This window comes from Baekduia sp. (assembly GCF_035996765.1).
Taxonomy (GTDB): domain Bacteria; phylum Actinomycetota; class Thermoleophilia; order Solirubrobacterales; family Solirubrobacteraceae; genus Baekduia.
Map to the genome: position 1 here is coordinate 33,184 of NZ_DASYJG010000082.1, position 15,752 is coordinate 48,935.

The following is a 15,752-nucleotide window of genomic DNA, read 5'->3' on the forward strand; positions in this document are numbered from 1 at the left end:
CTAATGGCCACCCAGGCTCGCGAGAGCCCGCAGGACGAGACCCCGACGCGCTTCGAGCAGGCCGAGGGCTCACCGCCGCCGGTCGCTGCCGGCGAGCCGCAGGGCAAGGTCGAGAGCCTCAGCCCGGCCGACCCGACGCACTGGTTCGAGCGCGACCCGCTCTGGTTCAAGCGCGCGATCTTCTACGAGATCCACATGCGCGGCTTCTACGACGGCAACGACGACGGGTCGGGGGACTTTGTCGGGCTGACCGAGAAGCTCGACTACCTGCAGTGGCTCGGCGTCGACTGCATCTGGCTGCTGCCGATGTTCGCCAGCCCGCTGCGCGATGGCGGCTACGACATCGCCGACTTCTACGCGATCCACCCCGACTACGGAACGGTCGAGGATTTCGAGACCTTCATCTTGGCCGCCCACGAGCGCGGCATCCGCGTCATCGCCGACCTGGTGATGAACCACACCTCCTCAGACCACCAGTGGTTCCAGGAGGCGCGCAAGGCGCCGGCCGGCTCGCCCGAGCGCGACATGTACGTCTGGTCAGACACCGACGAGAAGTACGCCGACGCGCGGATCATCTTCACCGACACCGAGACGTCGAACTGGACCTGGGACCCGGTCGCCGGCCAGTACTTCTGGCACCGCTTCTTCTCCCACCAGCCCGATCTCAACTACGACAACCCGGTCGTCCATGAGCGCATGCTCGACGTCCTGCGCTTCTGGCTGGACCGCGGCCTGGATGGCTTCCGCCTCGATGCGGTGCCCTACCTCTACGAGCGCGAGGGCACCAACTGCGAGAACTTGGAAGAGACCCACGAGTTCCTGCGCAAGGTGCGCGCGACCGTGGACGAGGAGTACCCCGACCGCGTCCTGCTCGCCGAGGCCAACCAGTGGCCCGAGGATGTCGTCGAGTACTACGGCAAGGGGGAGGGCGACGAGTGCCACATGGCCTTCCACTTCCCGGTCATGCCGCGCATGTTCATGTCCTTGCGCCGCGAGGATGCGACGCCGATGCTTGAGATCCTCGACCGCACGCCGGCGATCCCGCGCACCGCGCAGTGGGGCCTGTTCCTGCGCAACCACGACGAGTTGACGCTCGAGATGGTCACCGACGAAGAGCGCGACTACATGTACGGGGAGTACGCCAAGGACCCGCGCATGAAGATCAACGTCGGCATCCGCCGCCGGCTCGCGCCGCTGCTCGACAACGGCCGCGACGAGATCGAGCTGATGACCGCGATTCTCTTCTCACTGCCCGGCTCGCCGGTCCTCTACTACGGCGACGAGATCGCCATGGGCGACAACATCTACTTGGGCGACCGCGACGGCGTGCGCACGCCGATGCAGTGGACGGGCGACCGCAACGGCGGCTTCAGCCGCGCCGACTTCGCCCAGCTCTACGCGCCGCCGTTGATGGACCCCGTCTACGGCTTTCAGGCCGTCAACGTGGAGGCCCAGCTGCGCACGCCGACCTCGCTGCTGCGCTGGCTGCATCGCTTCATCGCGCTGCGCAAGGAGCACCCGGTCTTCGGGCTGGGCGACTACGTCCCGCTGCGCACCGAGAACACGCGGATCTTCGCGCACCTGCGGACCTACGCCGACGACGTGATCATGTGCGTGCACAACGTCGCGCGCTCCGCCCAGGCCGTCGAGCTGGACCTCTCGGCGTACAAGGGCCGGCACCCCGTGGAGATGTTCGGCCGCTCGCGCTTCCCGCGGATCGGCGAGCTGCCCTACCTGCTGACGCTTGCGCCGCGTGGCTTCTTCTGGTTCATCTTGGAGAAGCCCGCCGACGAAGAGGCCGACGACCGGGAGGGCGTCGCATGAACCCCGTCCGCGAACTGCGGCTCCCCAGCGAGGACGCGCTGCGCGAGTTCGTCCTCGCCCAGCGTTGGTTCGGCTCCAAGTCGCGCGAGGTCGCGCACTTCCGGCTGCTGGAGACGATCCCGCTGACCGAGCAGCCGCTGGGCATCGGCGTCCTGGAGGTCGAGTTCCTCCCCGGCACGCACGAGCTCTACCAGCTGCCGATCGGCGCCCGCCCGGAGGGTGAGTGGACCGACGGCGTGATCGCCACCAACGAGGGCATGGCGATCTATGACGCCATGAGCGACCCCGAGATGGTTCGCCAGCTCGTGCGCCTGATCGCGGCGGGCACCGAGATCGAGACGGGCCAAGGGACGGCCGAGTTCCGCTCGGTTGGTGGTGGTCTTGGCGCCGAGGTCGCCGAGGTCCGCCCGATGGGCGCCGAGCAGTCCAACTCCTCGGTCGTGCTCGACGAGCGGCTGGTGCTCAAGGCCTACCGCCGCCTCGGCGCGGGCCCCAATCCTGAGCTCGAGATCCTGCGCTTCCTCACCGAGCGCGACTTCCCGCACATCGCCGCGCTGCGCGGCTGGTACGGCCACTCGGGCCGGCTGATCGACGCGACGCTCGGCATCGTTCAGGACTTCCTGGCGGGCGCGACCGACGGCTGGGACCTGGCGCTCGCCGACCTGCGCGAGGATCCGGCGCGCTTCGCCGTCCGTGCCCGCACGCTGGGCGAGGTCACGGGGCGCTTGCACACCGTGCTCGGCTCCGACAACGCCGACCCGGCCTTCGCCCCGGAGGAGACCTCGGCGGAGGCGCTCGGTCTGCTGACCGCGACCGTCGACGAGGAGATCGAGCGCGTCTTCCTCGACCTTCCTGATGATCTTGACATCCTGGCGCCGATTCGCGGCCGCGGTGAGGAGGTACGCGAGAAGCTGCGGATGCTCACCCAGGTCGGCTCGGCCGGGCGCGTCATCCGTCACCACGGCGATTACCACCTCGGCCAGGTCATGCACACCGCCGACGGCGACTGGGTGGTGCTCGACTTCGAGGGCGAGCCGGCGCGGACGCTGATCGAACGGCGCCGCAAGCGCTCGCCGTTGCGCGACGTCGCCGGCATGCTGCGCTCCTTTGCCTATGCCGCGACCGCCTCGGAGCTGCTGCACGGCGCGCCCGCGCCCGCCGGCTGGGAGGCGCAGGTGCGTGCCGCTTACCTGGACGGGTACCTGGAAGAGACCGACCAGTCGCTGCTACCGCCCGGACGTGCTGCGGTGGAGCGGCTGCTGGCGGTCTTCGAGTTGGAGAAGGCGGTGTACGAGTTGCGCTATGAGTTGGACAACCGCCCCGACTGGGTCAAGATCCCCGTTGCCGGGATCGCGCGCCTGCTCGAGCCCGAGACGACGGAGCCGGAGGCATGAGCCGCACGATGCAGGACGAGCGCTTCACCAAGGCCTGGCAGCGTGACGCCGACGCACTGGCTGCCGGCGAGCTGGCCGACCCGCACGCGCTGCTCGGCCCGCACCCCGACGGCGATGGCGGCGCGATCGTCCGCGCCTGGCGGCCCGGCGCCGAGCATGTTGTCGTCCATGTCGCCGGCGGGTTGGACTACGGCTGCGAGCTCGTGCATCCCGCGGGTGTGTGGGCGGCGCATCTGGACGGCCTGAAGCCGCCGTTGGACTATGAGATCGAGACGCGCTATCCGGACGGGGTGGCGGTCACGGCACCCGACCCCTATCGCTTCGCGCCGACGGTCGGCGAGCTCGACATCCACCTTGCGGGCGAGGGTCGGCACGAGGAGATCTACGAGCATCTCGGTGGCCATCTGCGCGAGGTGGACGGCATGGCCGGCACGGCCTTCGCCGTCTGGGCGCCGGCGGCGAAGTCGGTCGCGGTCGTCGGTGACTTCAACTCCTGGGACGGGCGGCTGCACCCGATGCGCTCGCTGGGCTCCTCGGGGATCTGGGAGCTCTTCCTCCCGGGCGTAGACGCGGGCGCGCTCTACAAGTTCGAGATCCGCACGCAGGGCGGCGCGCTACGCGTCAAGACCGACCCGTACGCGCGGCAGGTCGAGATCTCGCCCAAGACCGCAGCGATCGTCGCGCGCTCCGAGCACGAGTGGGCCGACGGCGAGTGGGTTGCGGCGCGCTCCGACCAGCTCCAGCACGAGCGACCGATGTCGGTCTACGAGGTCCACCTCGGCTCGTGGCGGCGCGATCCTGACAACCCCGAGGGACTGCTCAACTACGCCCAGCTCGCCGACGAGCTGGCGGCCTATGCCACCGACATGGGCTTCACCCACGTCGAGCTGCTGCCGGTGATGGCGCACCCGTTCACGGGCTCCTGGGGTTACCAGGTGACCGGCTACTTCGCGCCCGACCCGCGGCTCGGCGGCCCCGACGACCTGAAGGCCTTCGTCGATCGCATGCACGAGCACGGCGTCGGCGTGTTGATGGACTGGGTGCCCGCGCACTTCCCGCGCGACGACTGGGCGCTGGCGCGCTTCGACGGCACCGCGCTGTATGAGCACGACGACCCGCGCCGCGGGGCCCATCCGGAGTGGGGCACGTTGGTGTTCAACTTCGGGCGCAACGAGGTCCGCAACTTCCTGCTGGCGTCGGGCCTGTTCTGGTGCGAGGAGTACCACGCCGACGGCCTGCGGGTCGATGCCGTCGCGTCGATGTTGTACCTGGACTACTCGCGCAAGGCCGGGGAGTGGATCCCCAACGAGCACGGCGGGCGCGAGGATCTCGAGGCGGTCGCGTTCCTCAAGGAGCTCAACGAGGCGCTGCACGCGCGCGAGCCGGGCATCATCTCCGCCGCCGAGGAGTCGACCGCGTGGCCGGGAGTCTCGCGACCGACCTACGTTGGCGGCCTGGGCTTCGGGTTCAAGTGGAACATGGGGTGGATGCACGACACCCTCGACTACTTCGCGCACGATCCGATCCACCGCCGCTTCCACCATCACGAGTTGACGTTCTCGTTGATGTACGCCTTCAGCGAGAACTTCATCTTGCCCCTTTCGCACGACGAGGTGGTCCACGGCAAGGGCACCATCTACTCGCGGATGCCCGGCGACCACTGGCAGAAGCTGGCCAACGTGCGCGCACTGTATGCCTACCAGTGGGCGCATCCGGGCAAGCAGCTGCTGTTCATGGGCCAGGAGTTCGCGCAGGCCGACGAGTGGTCGGCCGAGCGCTCGCTGGATTGGCATCTGCTGGAAGGCGGCAGCGGACACGAGGGTGTGCAGTCGCTGGTGCGCGACCTCAACTACGCCTACCGCGACGAGCCCGCGCTGTGGCAGCGCGACGGCGACCCGGAGGGCTTCTTCTGGATCGAGGCCAACGACGCCGAGAACAGCGTCGTCGCGTTCGCCCGCACATCGCGCGACGGCCGCGTCCTGGTCTGCGTCATGAACCTCACGCCGGTCCCGCGCGAGGGCTATCGCGTCGGGCTGCCGCGCGGCGGCCGTTGGCGCGAGGTGCTCAACACCGACGCCGAGATCTACGGCGGCTCGGGCGTGGGCAACCTCGGCGGCGTCGACGCCGAGGCGCTGCCGTGGCACGGTCAGGAGCACTCCGCGGCGATGAGCCTGCCGCCGCTGGGCGTGCTGTGGTTCGCACCGGAGTGACCGGTCCTTCCGCCACGCTTCCCTTCGAGCAGCCGCTCGGCGCCGTGCCGGTCGGTGACGGGATTGTGCGCTTCCGCGTCTTCTCGCTGGAGCACGAGCCGGTGCTCGTCGTGGGTGAGGTCGAGCATGTGATGGTGGATGAGGGGTACGGCACATGGGTTGCGACCGTGGAGGCCGCTGCGGGCGATGACTACGCCTACCTCATCGACGGCGCGCGGCTGCCCGATCCGCACACGCGGTTGCAGCCGGAAGGGCTGCGCGGGCCGTCACGCGTCGTGGACCCGAGCGCCTGGATGTGGACCGACCAGGCCTGGGGCGGCGTGCCGCTCGAGCAGTTGGTGGTCTACGAGCTGCACGTCGGGACCTTCACCGACGAGGGAACCTTCGACGCGGTGATCCCGCATCTACGCGCGCTCGCCGAGCTGGGCGTCACGGCCATCGAGCTGATGCCGATCGCCGACTTCCCCGGCCGCCGCGGCTGGGGCTATGACGGCGTGTACTTCTGGGCCGCGCACGAGGCCTACGGTGGGCCGGACGGCCTGCAGCGCCTCGTCGATGCGGCCCACGGCGCCGGGATCGGCGTGCTGCTCGACCTGGTGCTCAACCACGTCGGTGCGTCGGGTGAGCAGGCGATCCGCGCCTTCGGCCCGTACTTCACCGACACGTACTCGACCTTCTGGGGCGAGGCCATCAACTACGACGGCGCGTGGTCGGGGCCCGTGCGCGAGTGGGCGATCCAGGCGGCGGAGATGTGGGTGCGTGACCTCCACCTCGACGGCCTGCGCCTGGATGCGGTCCACGCGATCTTCGACCAGTCGGGCGAGCATGTGGTTGCCGAGCTGGCGCGGCGGGTGCATGCGGCGTGCCCGGGCGCGCTGGTTATCGCGGAGTCCGGGCTCAACGACCCCAAGGTGATTCGCGGCGCGGCCGACGGCGGCTGGGGCTGCGATGCCGCGTGGGCCGACGATGTCCACCACGCGATCCGCACGCTCGTGACCGACGAGCGCGAGGGCTACTACGCCGAGTTCGGTGCGCTCGGCGATCTGGCCCACGCCTTCCGCGACCCGCACATCCACGACGGGCGTTGGTCGGACTTCCGCAAGCGCCGGTTCGGCGCTCCAGCTATCGGCTGCCCGCCGGAGCGCTTTGTCGTCTTCGACCAGAACCACGACCAGGTCGGCAACCGCGCCGTCGGCGACCGCCTGCCGCCCGCCGCACGCCCGCTCGCCGCGTTCTGCACGCTGCTGTCGCCCTACACGCCGATGCTGTTCATGGGCGAGGAGTACGGCGAGCGCGCGCCGTTTCAGTTCTTCACCGACCACATCGACGAGGAGATCGCCATCGCCACCCGCGAGGGACGCCGCCGTGAATTCGCCGCGTTCGCGCGCTTCGCAGGCGAGGAGGTGCCCGATCCGCAGGATCCCGCGACGTTCGCGCGCTCCAAGCTGACGCGCGAGGGAGACCCGATGCTGCGCGAGTTGTACGCCAACCTGCTGCGCGCCCGCCGGCTGCTGCCGCGTGCGCCGGTCGACGACGTGCGCGCCGACGAGAGGGCGCGTTGGCTGCGCGTCGTGCGCGGGGAGTACACCTTGGTCATGAACTTCGCCGACAGCGAGCAGGGCGTCGAGGCGGGCGCCCAGCGCTTGGTCCTCGCCACGCACGAGGCCGCCGCGCTGCGCGGCGACGGCGCCGTGGTGCTCCCGCCGTTGTCCGGTGCGCTGGTGGGGGCCCCGCGATGAGCCGCGAATGCTGGCCCGGCGAGCCGTTCCCGCTCGGCGCCGTCTGGGACGGGCAGGGCACGAACTTCTCGCTCTTCAGCGAGAACGCCGAGCGCGTCGAGCTCTGCCTCTTCGACGCCGACGGCCACGAGGAGCGCGTCGACGTCGTCGATCAGACCGCGCACAACTGGCACGGCTACCTGCCCGGCGTCGGGCCGGGACAACGCTACGGCTACCGCGTCCACGGCCGCTACGCGCCGGCCGAGGGCCATCGCTTCAATCCCAACAAGCTGCTGATCGACCCCTATGCCAAGGCGATCGACGGCACCGTCGACTGGGGTGCCGCCAACGCGCTGCCCTACACGCCGCCCGAGGACGGCACCAGCGACGACGCCGACTTCGAGTTCGACGACGAAGACAGCGCGCCCGCGATCCCCAAGTGCGTGGTCGTCGACGAGTACTTCAACTGGGAGGACGACCGGCCACCGCGGCGGCCGTGGACCGAGACCATCATCTACGAGACCCACGTCAAGGGCCTCACCAAGCAGTTCCCGGGGCTGCCGCCCGAGCTGCAGGGCACCTACGCCGGCCTGGCCAGCGACGAGCTGGTGACCTATCTCAAGGACCTCGGCGTGACCGCGGTCGAGCTGCTGCCCGTCCACCACATCGCCGACGAGCAGTTCCTGCACGAGCACGGGCTGACCAACTACTGGGGCTACTCGACGATCGGCTACCTCGCGCCGCACTCGCCGTATGCGGCCAACCACGAGCCGGGCGAGAACCTCAAGGAGTTCAAGGGGATGGTCAAGGCGCTGCACCGCGCCGGCCTGGAGGTCATCCTCGACGTCGTCTACAACCACACCGCCGAGGGCAACCACCTCGGTCCCATGTTGTCGTTCAAGGGCGTCGATAACGCGGCCTACTACCGGCTGATGCCCGACGACCCGCACTTCTACATGGACTTCACCGGGACGGGCAACACGCTCAACGCGGTGCAGCCGGCGGTCTTGCGGTTGATCATGGACTCGCTGCGCTACTTCGTCCAGGAGTGCCACGTCGACGGCTTCCGCTTCGACCTCGCATCGACGCTCGCGCGCCAGTTCTACGACGTCGACCGCCTGGGCTCGTTCTTCGACACCATCCACCAGGACCCGGTGCTCTCTCAAGTCAAGTTGATTGCCGAGCCGTGGGACGTCGGGCCCGGCGGCTATCAAGTCGGCAACTTCCCGGTGCTGTGGAGCGAGTGGAACGGCATCTACCGCGACACGATGCGCGACTTCTGGCGCGGCCAGGCGTCGATTGCCGACTTCGCCTCGCGGTTCACCGGCTCCAGCGATCTCTACAAGGACGACGGCCGCAGCCCGTTTGCCTCCATCAACTTCATCACCGCCCACGACGGCTTCACGCTGCGCGACCTCGTCTCCTACAACGACAAGCACAACGAGGCCAACCAGGAGGGCAACCGCGACGGCACCGACGACAACCGCTCCTGGAACTGCGGCGCCGAAGGCGACACCGACGACGGCGGGATCCTCGAGCTGCGCGCCAAGCAGCAGCGCAACTTCCTTGCGACGCTGATGCTCAGCCAAGGCGTGCCGATGCTGCTGGGCGGCGACGAGCTGTGCCGCACGCAGGACGGCAACAACAACGGCTGGTGTCAGGACAGTCCGATCTCCTGGTACGCGTGGGACGTTGGCGACGAAGGCCATCAGATCATGGAGTTCACGCGCCGGCTGATCGCGCTGCGCCGCGGTGAGCCGGTCTTCCGTCGTGAGCATTTCCTGGCCGGCGAGCAGTCCGAGCCGGGGCTGCCCGATGTCTGGTGGTTCCGTCTCGATGGTCGCCGCATGACGCGCCGCGACTGGGAGAACCCCGACCACCGCTCGCTCGGTGTCTTCCTCAACGGGCAGGCGACCGGTGCGCGCGACCGCCACGGCGTCAAGGTGGAGGGCGACTCGTTCTTGGTGCTCTTCAATGCGTACCACGAGGACGCGGTCTACAAGCTGCCTGCCGCGCGCTTCGGTGCGCGCTGGACGGTGGAGCTGACGACGGCTGCGCCGTGGATCGCGGCGGGTGCGGAGAGCTACAAGGCGCGCGGCGACTGTTACCTGTCGTCACGGTCGATCACGGTGTTGCGGAGGACGGCATAGTGGGTGGGCGGGCCGTGTCTCGCGCGCCCTTCCGCGCGACCTACCGGCTGCAGCTCGGCACCGACCTCGACTTCGCCGCCGCCCGCGACCTCATCCCCTACATCTCGGAACTCGGTGCGTCGCACATCTACCTGTCGCCGTCGTTTCAGGCCCGCCCGGGCTCGACGCACGGCTACGACGTCATCGACCCCGGTCGCGTCAGCGAGGACCTCGGTGGGGAGGAGGGGCTGCGCGCGCTGGCCGAGACCGCGCACGACCATGGCATGGGCATTGTCTTGGACGTCGTCCCCAACCACATGGCGACCGACGAGCACAACCGCTTCTGGACCGACCCGGCGCTGCGCGAGAAGTTCTTCGACATCGATCCGGTCAGCGGCCGCCACCGTCGCTTCTTCGACATCGACGAGCTGGCGGGCGTGCGGATGGAGGACCCGGAGGTCTTCGCGGCCGTCAGCGGGCTGGCCCTGCGGCTGCTCGCCGACGGCGTGATCGACGGGCTGCGCGTCGACCATCCCGACGGGTTGACCGACCCGCTGCAGTACCTGCAGCGCCTGCGCGACGGCGGCGCCGAGCACGTCTGGGTCGAGAAGATCCTGACGCCATCCCACCCCCACCCAGCCGAGGAGCTGCGCGCCGACTGGCCGGTCTCGGGCACCGTCGGCTACGAGTTCGCCAACGACGTCGCGGCGCTCTTCGTCGACCCGGCGGCCGAGCCGGTGCTGACCGAGTTGTACGTGTCGCTCACGGGCGACGCGCGACCGTTTGCCGAGCTGGCCGCCGAGGCCAAGCTCGAGCAGGCGATGACGGCGTTCACGCCCGAGGTCGAGCGGCTGCGGCGGCTGTGGCCCGAGGTTGCGGAGCTGGAGGCGGCGGTCGCGTCGCTGCCGATCTACCGCACCTACATCGAGCCCGACACGGCCCGCGTCGAGGCGGCCGACCGCGAGGCGCTGGCCGAAGCCGAGCGCCACGGGCTCCCGCCGGCGATCCGGCGCGTGCTGACGCTCGACGACGCGAGCGCGCCTGCGGAGTTCGTGCGGCGCTTCCAGCAGACGACGCCGCCGGTGATGGCCAAGGGCGTCGAGGACACGGCCTTCTACCGCTACGTGCGCTTGCTGGCGCTCAACGAGGTCGGCGGAGACCCGGGCCGGTTCGGCATCGACATCGACACCTTCCACGCGAGCAACCTGCAGCGATTGCCGCTCAACCTGTTGGTGTCGTCGACCCACGACACCAAGCGCTCGGGCGACGTGCGCGCGCGGCTCTGCGCGCTGACCGCGATCCCGGATGAATGGGCAGGCGCGGTGCGCTCGTGGTTCGAGGTCAACGCGCCGCTGCGTGACGCAAAGCTCGGCGCACCGACGCCGGCCGAGGAGCTGCTGATCTACCAGACGCTCGTGGGCGCCTGGCCGATCGACGCCGACCGGCTGGAGGCCTATCTCGTCAAGGCGCTGCGTGAGGCCAAGCGGTCCTCGAACTGGATCACGCCCAACACGGAGCACGAGGCGGCGGTCACGCGCTTTGCGGTCGATCTGCTCGACCACGGCCCCTTCCGCTACGGCTTCGACACCGTCGCGGCCCGCGTCGCCGAGCTCGGCGCGCGCGTCGCGCTGGCCCAGACGCTGCTGAAGCTGACGGTGCCGGGGCTGCCCGACGTCTACCAGGGCGACGAGCTCTGGGCGCTGTCGCTGGTCGATCCCGACAACCGCCGGCCGGTCGATTGGGCCGCTCGCCGCGAGGCGCTCGCGGCGCTGCGCGACGGCGCGCCGCCGACGGCCGACACGGTCAAGCTGCACCTCGTCGCCGCCGCGCTGGACCTGCGCCGTCGCCGGCCCGAGCCGTTCGCCACCAACAACTACACGCCGATCCCCGCCGGCGACGACATCGTCGCGTTCTTGCGCGGCACCGACATCCTGGTCGCCGTCACCACCCGCGACAAAGCCACCGGCACCTCCGGCTGGCAGCTCCCCACCACCGCCACCGGCCGCTGGCGCGACGTCCTCACCGCCGAGGAGTACGAGCTCCCCGACGGAGCGACCCTCGCCGGCATCCTCGGCCCGACCGGCCGCACGCTCCTCGAACGCCTTCCACAACATTAAGGGGTCAGACCCTCAATCTGAACTCAACATTTGCGTCCGCGTCGCGCCCTGGCCGCCTGGCCAATACCATCCGGCGCGGTGCCATTCCGCGTGTTGGTCGTGTCGTGGGAGTACCCGCCGATCGTCGAAGGCGGGTTGGCCCGCGCTGTCCGCAAGCTGAGCGAGGCGCTGGTCGCCGATGAAGACGTCGAGGTCCACGTCCTCACGCGCGCCGGCGAGCATGGCCCGCTGGACGAGATCCGCCACGGCGTGCACGTCCACCGCGTGCGCGAGCCGCACTATCCGACCGCGCTGCCGGAGTTCGTGCAGTGGGTCGGCCGGATGAACCACGACCTGCTGGAGCGCGGCCGCGAGCTCGTCGCCGAGCACGACTTCGACATCGTCCACGGCCACGACTGGCTGGTCGCCGTCGCCGCCAAGCGACTGGCGGACCGCATCGGCGCGCCGTTCGTCGCGACCGTCCACGCCACCGAGCACGGTCGCCACCAGGGGTGGGTCCACAAGCCGCCGCAGTCAGACATCCACCGCACCGAGCGCTGGATGGTCCACGTCGCCGATCAGGTGCTGGTCTGCTCGCACTACATGCGCGGCCACGTCGCCGACGTCTTCGGGATCGACGAGGAGCGCATCGTCGTCGCGCCCAACGGCATCGACCCCGACGACCTGCAGCCGGTCCAGGATCTCGCCAGCCTCCGTGCGCAGTTCGCCGCGCCCGACGAGAAGCTCGTCCTGCTCGTGGGCCGGCTCGTCTACGAGAAGGGCTTCCAGCATGCGCTGGAGGCGCTCGCCGGGCCCGACGGCGTGATTGCGCGCGTCGGCGGCGTGCGCTTCCTGGTCGCCGGCTCGGGCACCCACGAGTGGGAGCTCAAGGACCAGGCGCGCCGCCTCGGCCTCACCGATCACGGCACGTTCATGGGGTGGATCGGCGACGACGTCCTGCACTCGCTCTACCGGATCGCCGACCTGACCGTGGTGCCGTCGATCTACGAGCCGTTCGGCCTCGTCGCGCTGGAGGCGATGGCCTCAGGCTGCCCCTGCATCGTCGCCGACACCGGCGGTCTGCGTGAGGTCGTGCCCAACGAGCGCGTCGGCCTGCGCTTCACCGCGAAGGACCCGCGATCGCTCGGCCGGATGGTCGAGCGCGTGCTCACCGATGACGCGCTGCGCGATCGCCTCGTCGCCGAGGCCTCAGAGCACGTGCTGCGCTTTGACTGGAGCGACGTCGCGCGCCAGACGCACGCGGCGTATCGGTCGCTGCTGGGGGCCACTGCCCCTAGCGCGTCGTCTTCTTGACCGTCGTGGCCTTGGCCTGGCGGTGGCCGCTGCGGTCGACGGCCAGCAGCCGGAAGGTCTGGGTGCCCTTGCGCAGCCGGGGCGTCACGATCCGGTAGGTGGCCGGGGCGATCGCGACGGTCTTCAGGCGGTGCTCGACGGCCTTGGTGCAGCGCCGGCGCTTGTGGTGCTTGACGCAGCTCGTGCGGTAGGCGGTGGTCACGCGCGCGTCGACGCCCTTGACGCCGGCGCTCGGCGCGGGGTCGTCGACGCGGACGACCAGGGTGCAGATCGACCGCGTGCAGCTGAGCTTGGCGACGTGGGCCTTCGGCGCGGCCGCGTCGGGCGACGGGACCGCCGACGTGTTGGGCGACGGCGTGGTCACGGCGGGTGCCGGTGGTGGCGCCGGTGCGGGGCTGATGGCGACCGGGGCCGAGGACGCCTCGGCGGTGCCGGTCAATCCATAGGCCTCGACCAGGCAGGTGATGCTCGCGCCGACGTGGGCCGGCAGCACGTTCATCGTGGAGCCGTACGACACCAAGGTGTGGCCGATCATGAAGCCGACGCCGTAGGAGTAGGCGTTCTTCCATGTGCCCACATCGCAGCTGAGCGTGCCGCCGGGCGTCGTGGTGCCCGTGATCGCCGGCGGGCTAACGTTCGCCGGATCCTGAAGGTCATAGCCGGCACCGAGATTGGCGAGAAAGGCGTGGATGCTGGGGTTGGCGACGCGGGCGTAGTACCCGGGGTAGCCCGTCCACGCGCAGCCGGCGCCACCGGTGACGATGCCTGCGAGCTTCCAGACGCCGCCGACCTGGACAGCCAGCGGGCCGCCGCTGTCGCCCTGGCAGGCGTCGATACCGGCCTGCCCGGCGCACAGCAGCAAGTTGTCGTCAAACGGCGCGTAGACCGTGGCACAGCCGCTGCTCGTGTGCAGCGTGGCCACGTTGAGGTTGTCGACCGCATGTGGCTCGGTCGTGGTGTCGTCGGGTGCGCGGGCGACGTCGGAGCCCCAGCCGCTGAGCCGCAGCCCGTCGCTCGTCCCGGGTCGGTAGCCGACATCGGTGAGCGCAATGGCCTGGACGTTCGCGTTGAAGCTGAACGGTGTGGCGAGCGTCAGGATCGCGACATCGCTGGTCTGCATGTCGGGGTCGTAGTCGGGGTCGACGCTGACCGCGGTGACCGTCGGGTGCTGGCCGGTCGTGAAGCGGCTGGTGATCCCGGCGTGGACGGTGACCGTCGACGGGGCGATGATCTCCTGGTTCTCGTCGTCGTACACGCAGTGGGCGGCGGTGACGATGTGCGTGGCGTCGAGGATCGCGCCGCCGCAGAGATAGCCGTTGGGCAGGACGAGGGCCTGCCACGGCGCGTCGGTGCTGGTCGCCGGGGAGCCGCCGACGACGCGGGGCGAGCCGCCCACGACGCTGTTAGAGACGGGCGATGCCATCGCGGGGCTGGCCGTCGCGAGCGAGAGCAGTACGACGATCGGCGCGAGAACACGGCGCATAAGCCTTTACAACGGCACGATTGGTGGGGAACTTGAGCGCTGGTTCCAGGTTGTTGACGGGAACGTCTGGCCATAAATCGAGGAAAGCCGACTGACTTTGTGTAGAATCGATGACGATGGCCGATCACCCGGGCACCATGGTCGCGACCGACGTCCACCAGCATCTCTGGCCGGAGGGCTTTGTCGCCGCGCTGGCTCGGCGCAGCGATGCACCTGCCGTCCGCCGCGATGGGCGCGGTTGGATCATCCGGGTACCGGGCGAGCCCGACAGCCCGTTCGGTCCGGCCACCCACGACCCACTTGTCCGCGCCGCGGACCTGCGCGCGACCGGGCTGGAGCGGGCGCTGCTGTGCATGTCGACCCCGCTGGGGATCGAGGCCTTGGCTGAGGACGAGGCCCGACCGCTGCTCGATGCCTGGCACGAGGGCGTCTTCGCCGCCGGTGACGCGTTCGGCGTGTGGGGCGCGCTGCCGGTCCACGGCGCGCTGCCCGACGACGTCGATGCGCTGCTGGCACGCGGTGCCGTCGGCGTCTCGCTGCCGGCCGCCGCGCTGGCCTCGCCGGCTGCGATCGAGGCGGCGGGTCCGGTGCTCGCGGCGCTTGCGCTGCGAGGCGCGCCGCTGTTGGTGCACCCGGGGCCGATTGGCCCGGTGACCGCTCCGCGCGAGGATGCCGGCGCGCCGTGGTGGCCGGCCCTCACGACCTACGTCGGTGACATGCACCGCGCTTGGCATGCCTATCTCGGTTGGGGTGTCGACGCGCACCCGACCCTGCGCGTCTGCTTCGCGATGCTCGCCGGCCTCGCTCCGCTGCACGCCGAGCGGCTGGTGTTGCGTGGCGGCCCGGGCGATGCCGTCAACAACCCCAACATCTTCTACGACACGTCGTCCTACGGTCCTCGCGCGATCGGCGCGATGGCCGGGGTCGTCGGTCTCGACCAGCTGGTGACGGGCTCTGATCGGCCCGTCGTCGATCCACCGCTGACGCCCCCGCTCGGTGAGCGGGCCGCGGCCACCATGGCCACCACCAACGTCCACCGTTTGCTGCACGGGAGAAGCGCATGATCCGCCGTCCCCACACCGACCGCGACCTGTCCCGAGCTGAGCTTGAGCTCGCCGCCGTCGACCTGCTGCACCGTCGCGAGGAGTGGGAGCAGCATGTCTTCCACGACCCCTCGGGCGCCCGCACCTACCACCAGCTCGCGCTCGACGATCACGTCGAGGCATGGCTGATCTGCTGGAGCGACGGCAACGACACCGGCTTCCATGACCACGATCAGTCCCACGGCGCGGTCGGCGTCGTCGCCGGCCAGGTCCGCGAGGAGACGCTGACGCTCGGCGGCGCGCCTGCGGTTCGCGAGGTCACTGAAGGCGGCGTCTTCTCCTTCGATGCCACCGACATCCACCGCGTCTTGCACATCGGCGACGACGCGGCGGTGACGCTGCACCTCTACTCGCCGCCGCTGCGCCGGATGGGCTCTTACGAGGTGCTGGCCGACGGGCGGTTGGCGCGGCGGTCGATCAGCGCCGACCAGGAGCTGGGCGTGGTGCAGGAGGAGGCCGTGCCGACGGTCTGACGCGACTA

General features: G+C 70.1%; 10 protein-coding genes. 9 read left to right on the plus strand and 1 reads right to left on the minus strand.

Features of this window, described 5'->3' with window-relative positions; translation table 11 throughout:
- Nucleotides 1-3 precede the first annotated feature (3 nt).
- The 7 genes from treS (at nucleotide 4) to VGO10_RS18080 (ending at nucleotide 12,685) form a co-directional block, all read left to right on the plus strand.
- Nucleotides 4-1,824, plus strand: coding sequence for a maltose alpha-D-glucosyltransferase (treS, locus tag VGO10_RS18050; RefSeq protein WP_327470969.1), 1,821 nt, complete (start codon nucleotides 4-6; stop codon nucleotides 1,822-1,824).
- Nucleotides 1,821-3,218 (plus strand): maltokinase N-terminal cap-like domain-containing protein, encoded by a 1,398-nt coding sequence (locus tag VGO10_RS18055; protein ID WP_327470971.1) that lies wholly within the window; start codon nucleotides 1,821-1,823, stop codon nucleotides 3,216-3,218. The genes treS and VGO10_RS18055 overlap by 4 nt, the downstream gene beginning before the upstream one ends.
- Nucleotides 3,215-5,428: a 1,4-alpha-glucan branching protein GlgB gene (gene glgB / locus VGO10_RS18060; protein WP_327470973.1), complete on the plus strand. Its 2,214-nt coding sequence runs from the start codon at nucleotides 3,215-3,217 to the stop codon at nucleotides 5,426-5,428. Before VGO10_RS18055 ends, glgB begins: the two co-directional genes overlap by 4 nt.
- Nucleotides 5,425-7,167, plus strand: coding sequence for a malto-oligosyltrehalose trehalohydrolase (gene treZ / locus VGO10_RS18065; RefSeq protein WP_327470975.1), 1,743 nt, complete (start codon nucleotides 5,425-5,427; stop codon nucleotides 7,165-7,167). The genes glgB and treZ overlap by 4 nt, the downstream gene beginning before the upstream one ends.
- A complete protein-coding gene (gene glgX / locus VGO10_RS18070; protein ID WP_327470977.1) occupies nucleotides 7,164-9,296 on the plus strand; it encodes a glycogen debranching protein GlgX in 2,133 nt (710 codons plus the stop codon). The genes treZ and glgX overlap by 4 nt, the downstream gene beginning before the upstream one ends.
- 14 nt (nucleotides 9,297-9,310) lie before the next feature.
- Nucleotides 9,311-11,392 (plus strand): malto-oligosyltrehalose synthase, encoded by a 2,082-nt coding sequence (treY, locus tag VGO10_RS18075; protein WP_327470979.1) that lies wholly within the window; start codon nucleotides 9,311-9,313, stop codon nucleotides 11,390-11,392.
- Between the two features lie 78 nt (nucleotides 11,393-11,470).
- Nucleotides 11,471-12,685 (plus strand): glycosyltransferase family 4 protein, encoded by a 1,215-nt coding sequence (locus VGO10_RS18080; protein WP_327470981.1) that lies wholly within the window; start codon nucleotides 11,471-11,473, stop codon nucleotides 12,683-12,685.
- Here the strand turns inward: VGO10_RS18080 and VGO10_RS18085 are convergent.
- The gene (locus VGO10_RS18085) at nucleotides 12,666-14,168 is read right to left on the minus strand and encodes a serine protease (RefSeq protein ID WP_327470983.1); all 1,503 of its coding nucleotides are present in this window, start codon (nucleotides 14,166-14,168) and stop codon (nucleotides 12,666-12,668) included. The genes VGO10_RS18080 and VGO10_RS18085 overlap by 20 nt on opposite strands.
- A 116-nt stretch (nucleotides 14,169-14,284) precedes the next feature.
- Here VGO10_RS18085 and VGO10_RS18090 point away from each other — a divergent pair, with 116 nt between their 5' ends.
- Nucleotides 14,285-15,232, plus strand: coding sequence for a hypothetical protein (locus tag VGO10_RS18090; protein ID WP_327470985.1), 948 nt, complete (start codon nucleotides 14,285-14,287; stop codon nucleotides 15,230-15,232).
- A complete protein-coding gene (locus VGO10_RS18095; RefSeq protein ID WP_327470987.1) occupies nucleotides 15,229-15,744 on the plus strand; it encodes a cysteine dioxygenase family protein in 516 nt (171 codons plus the stop codon). Before VGO10_RS18090 ends, VGO10_RS18095 begins: the two co-directional genes overlap by 4 nt.
- The last annotated feature ends 8 nt before the right edge of the window (nucleotides 15,745-15,752 follow it).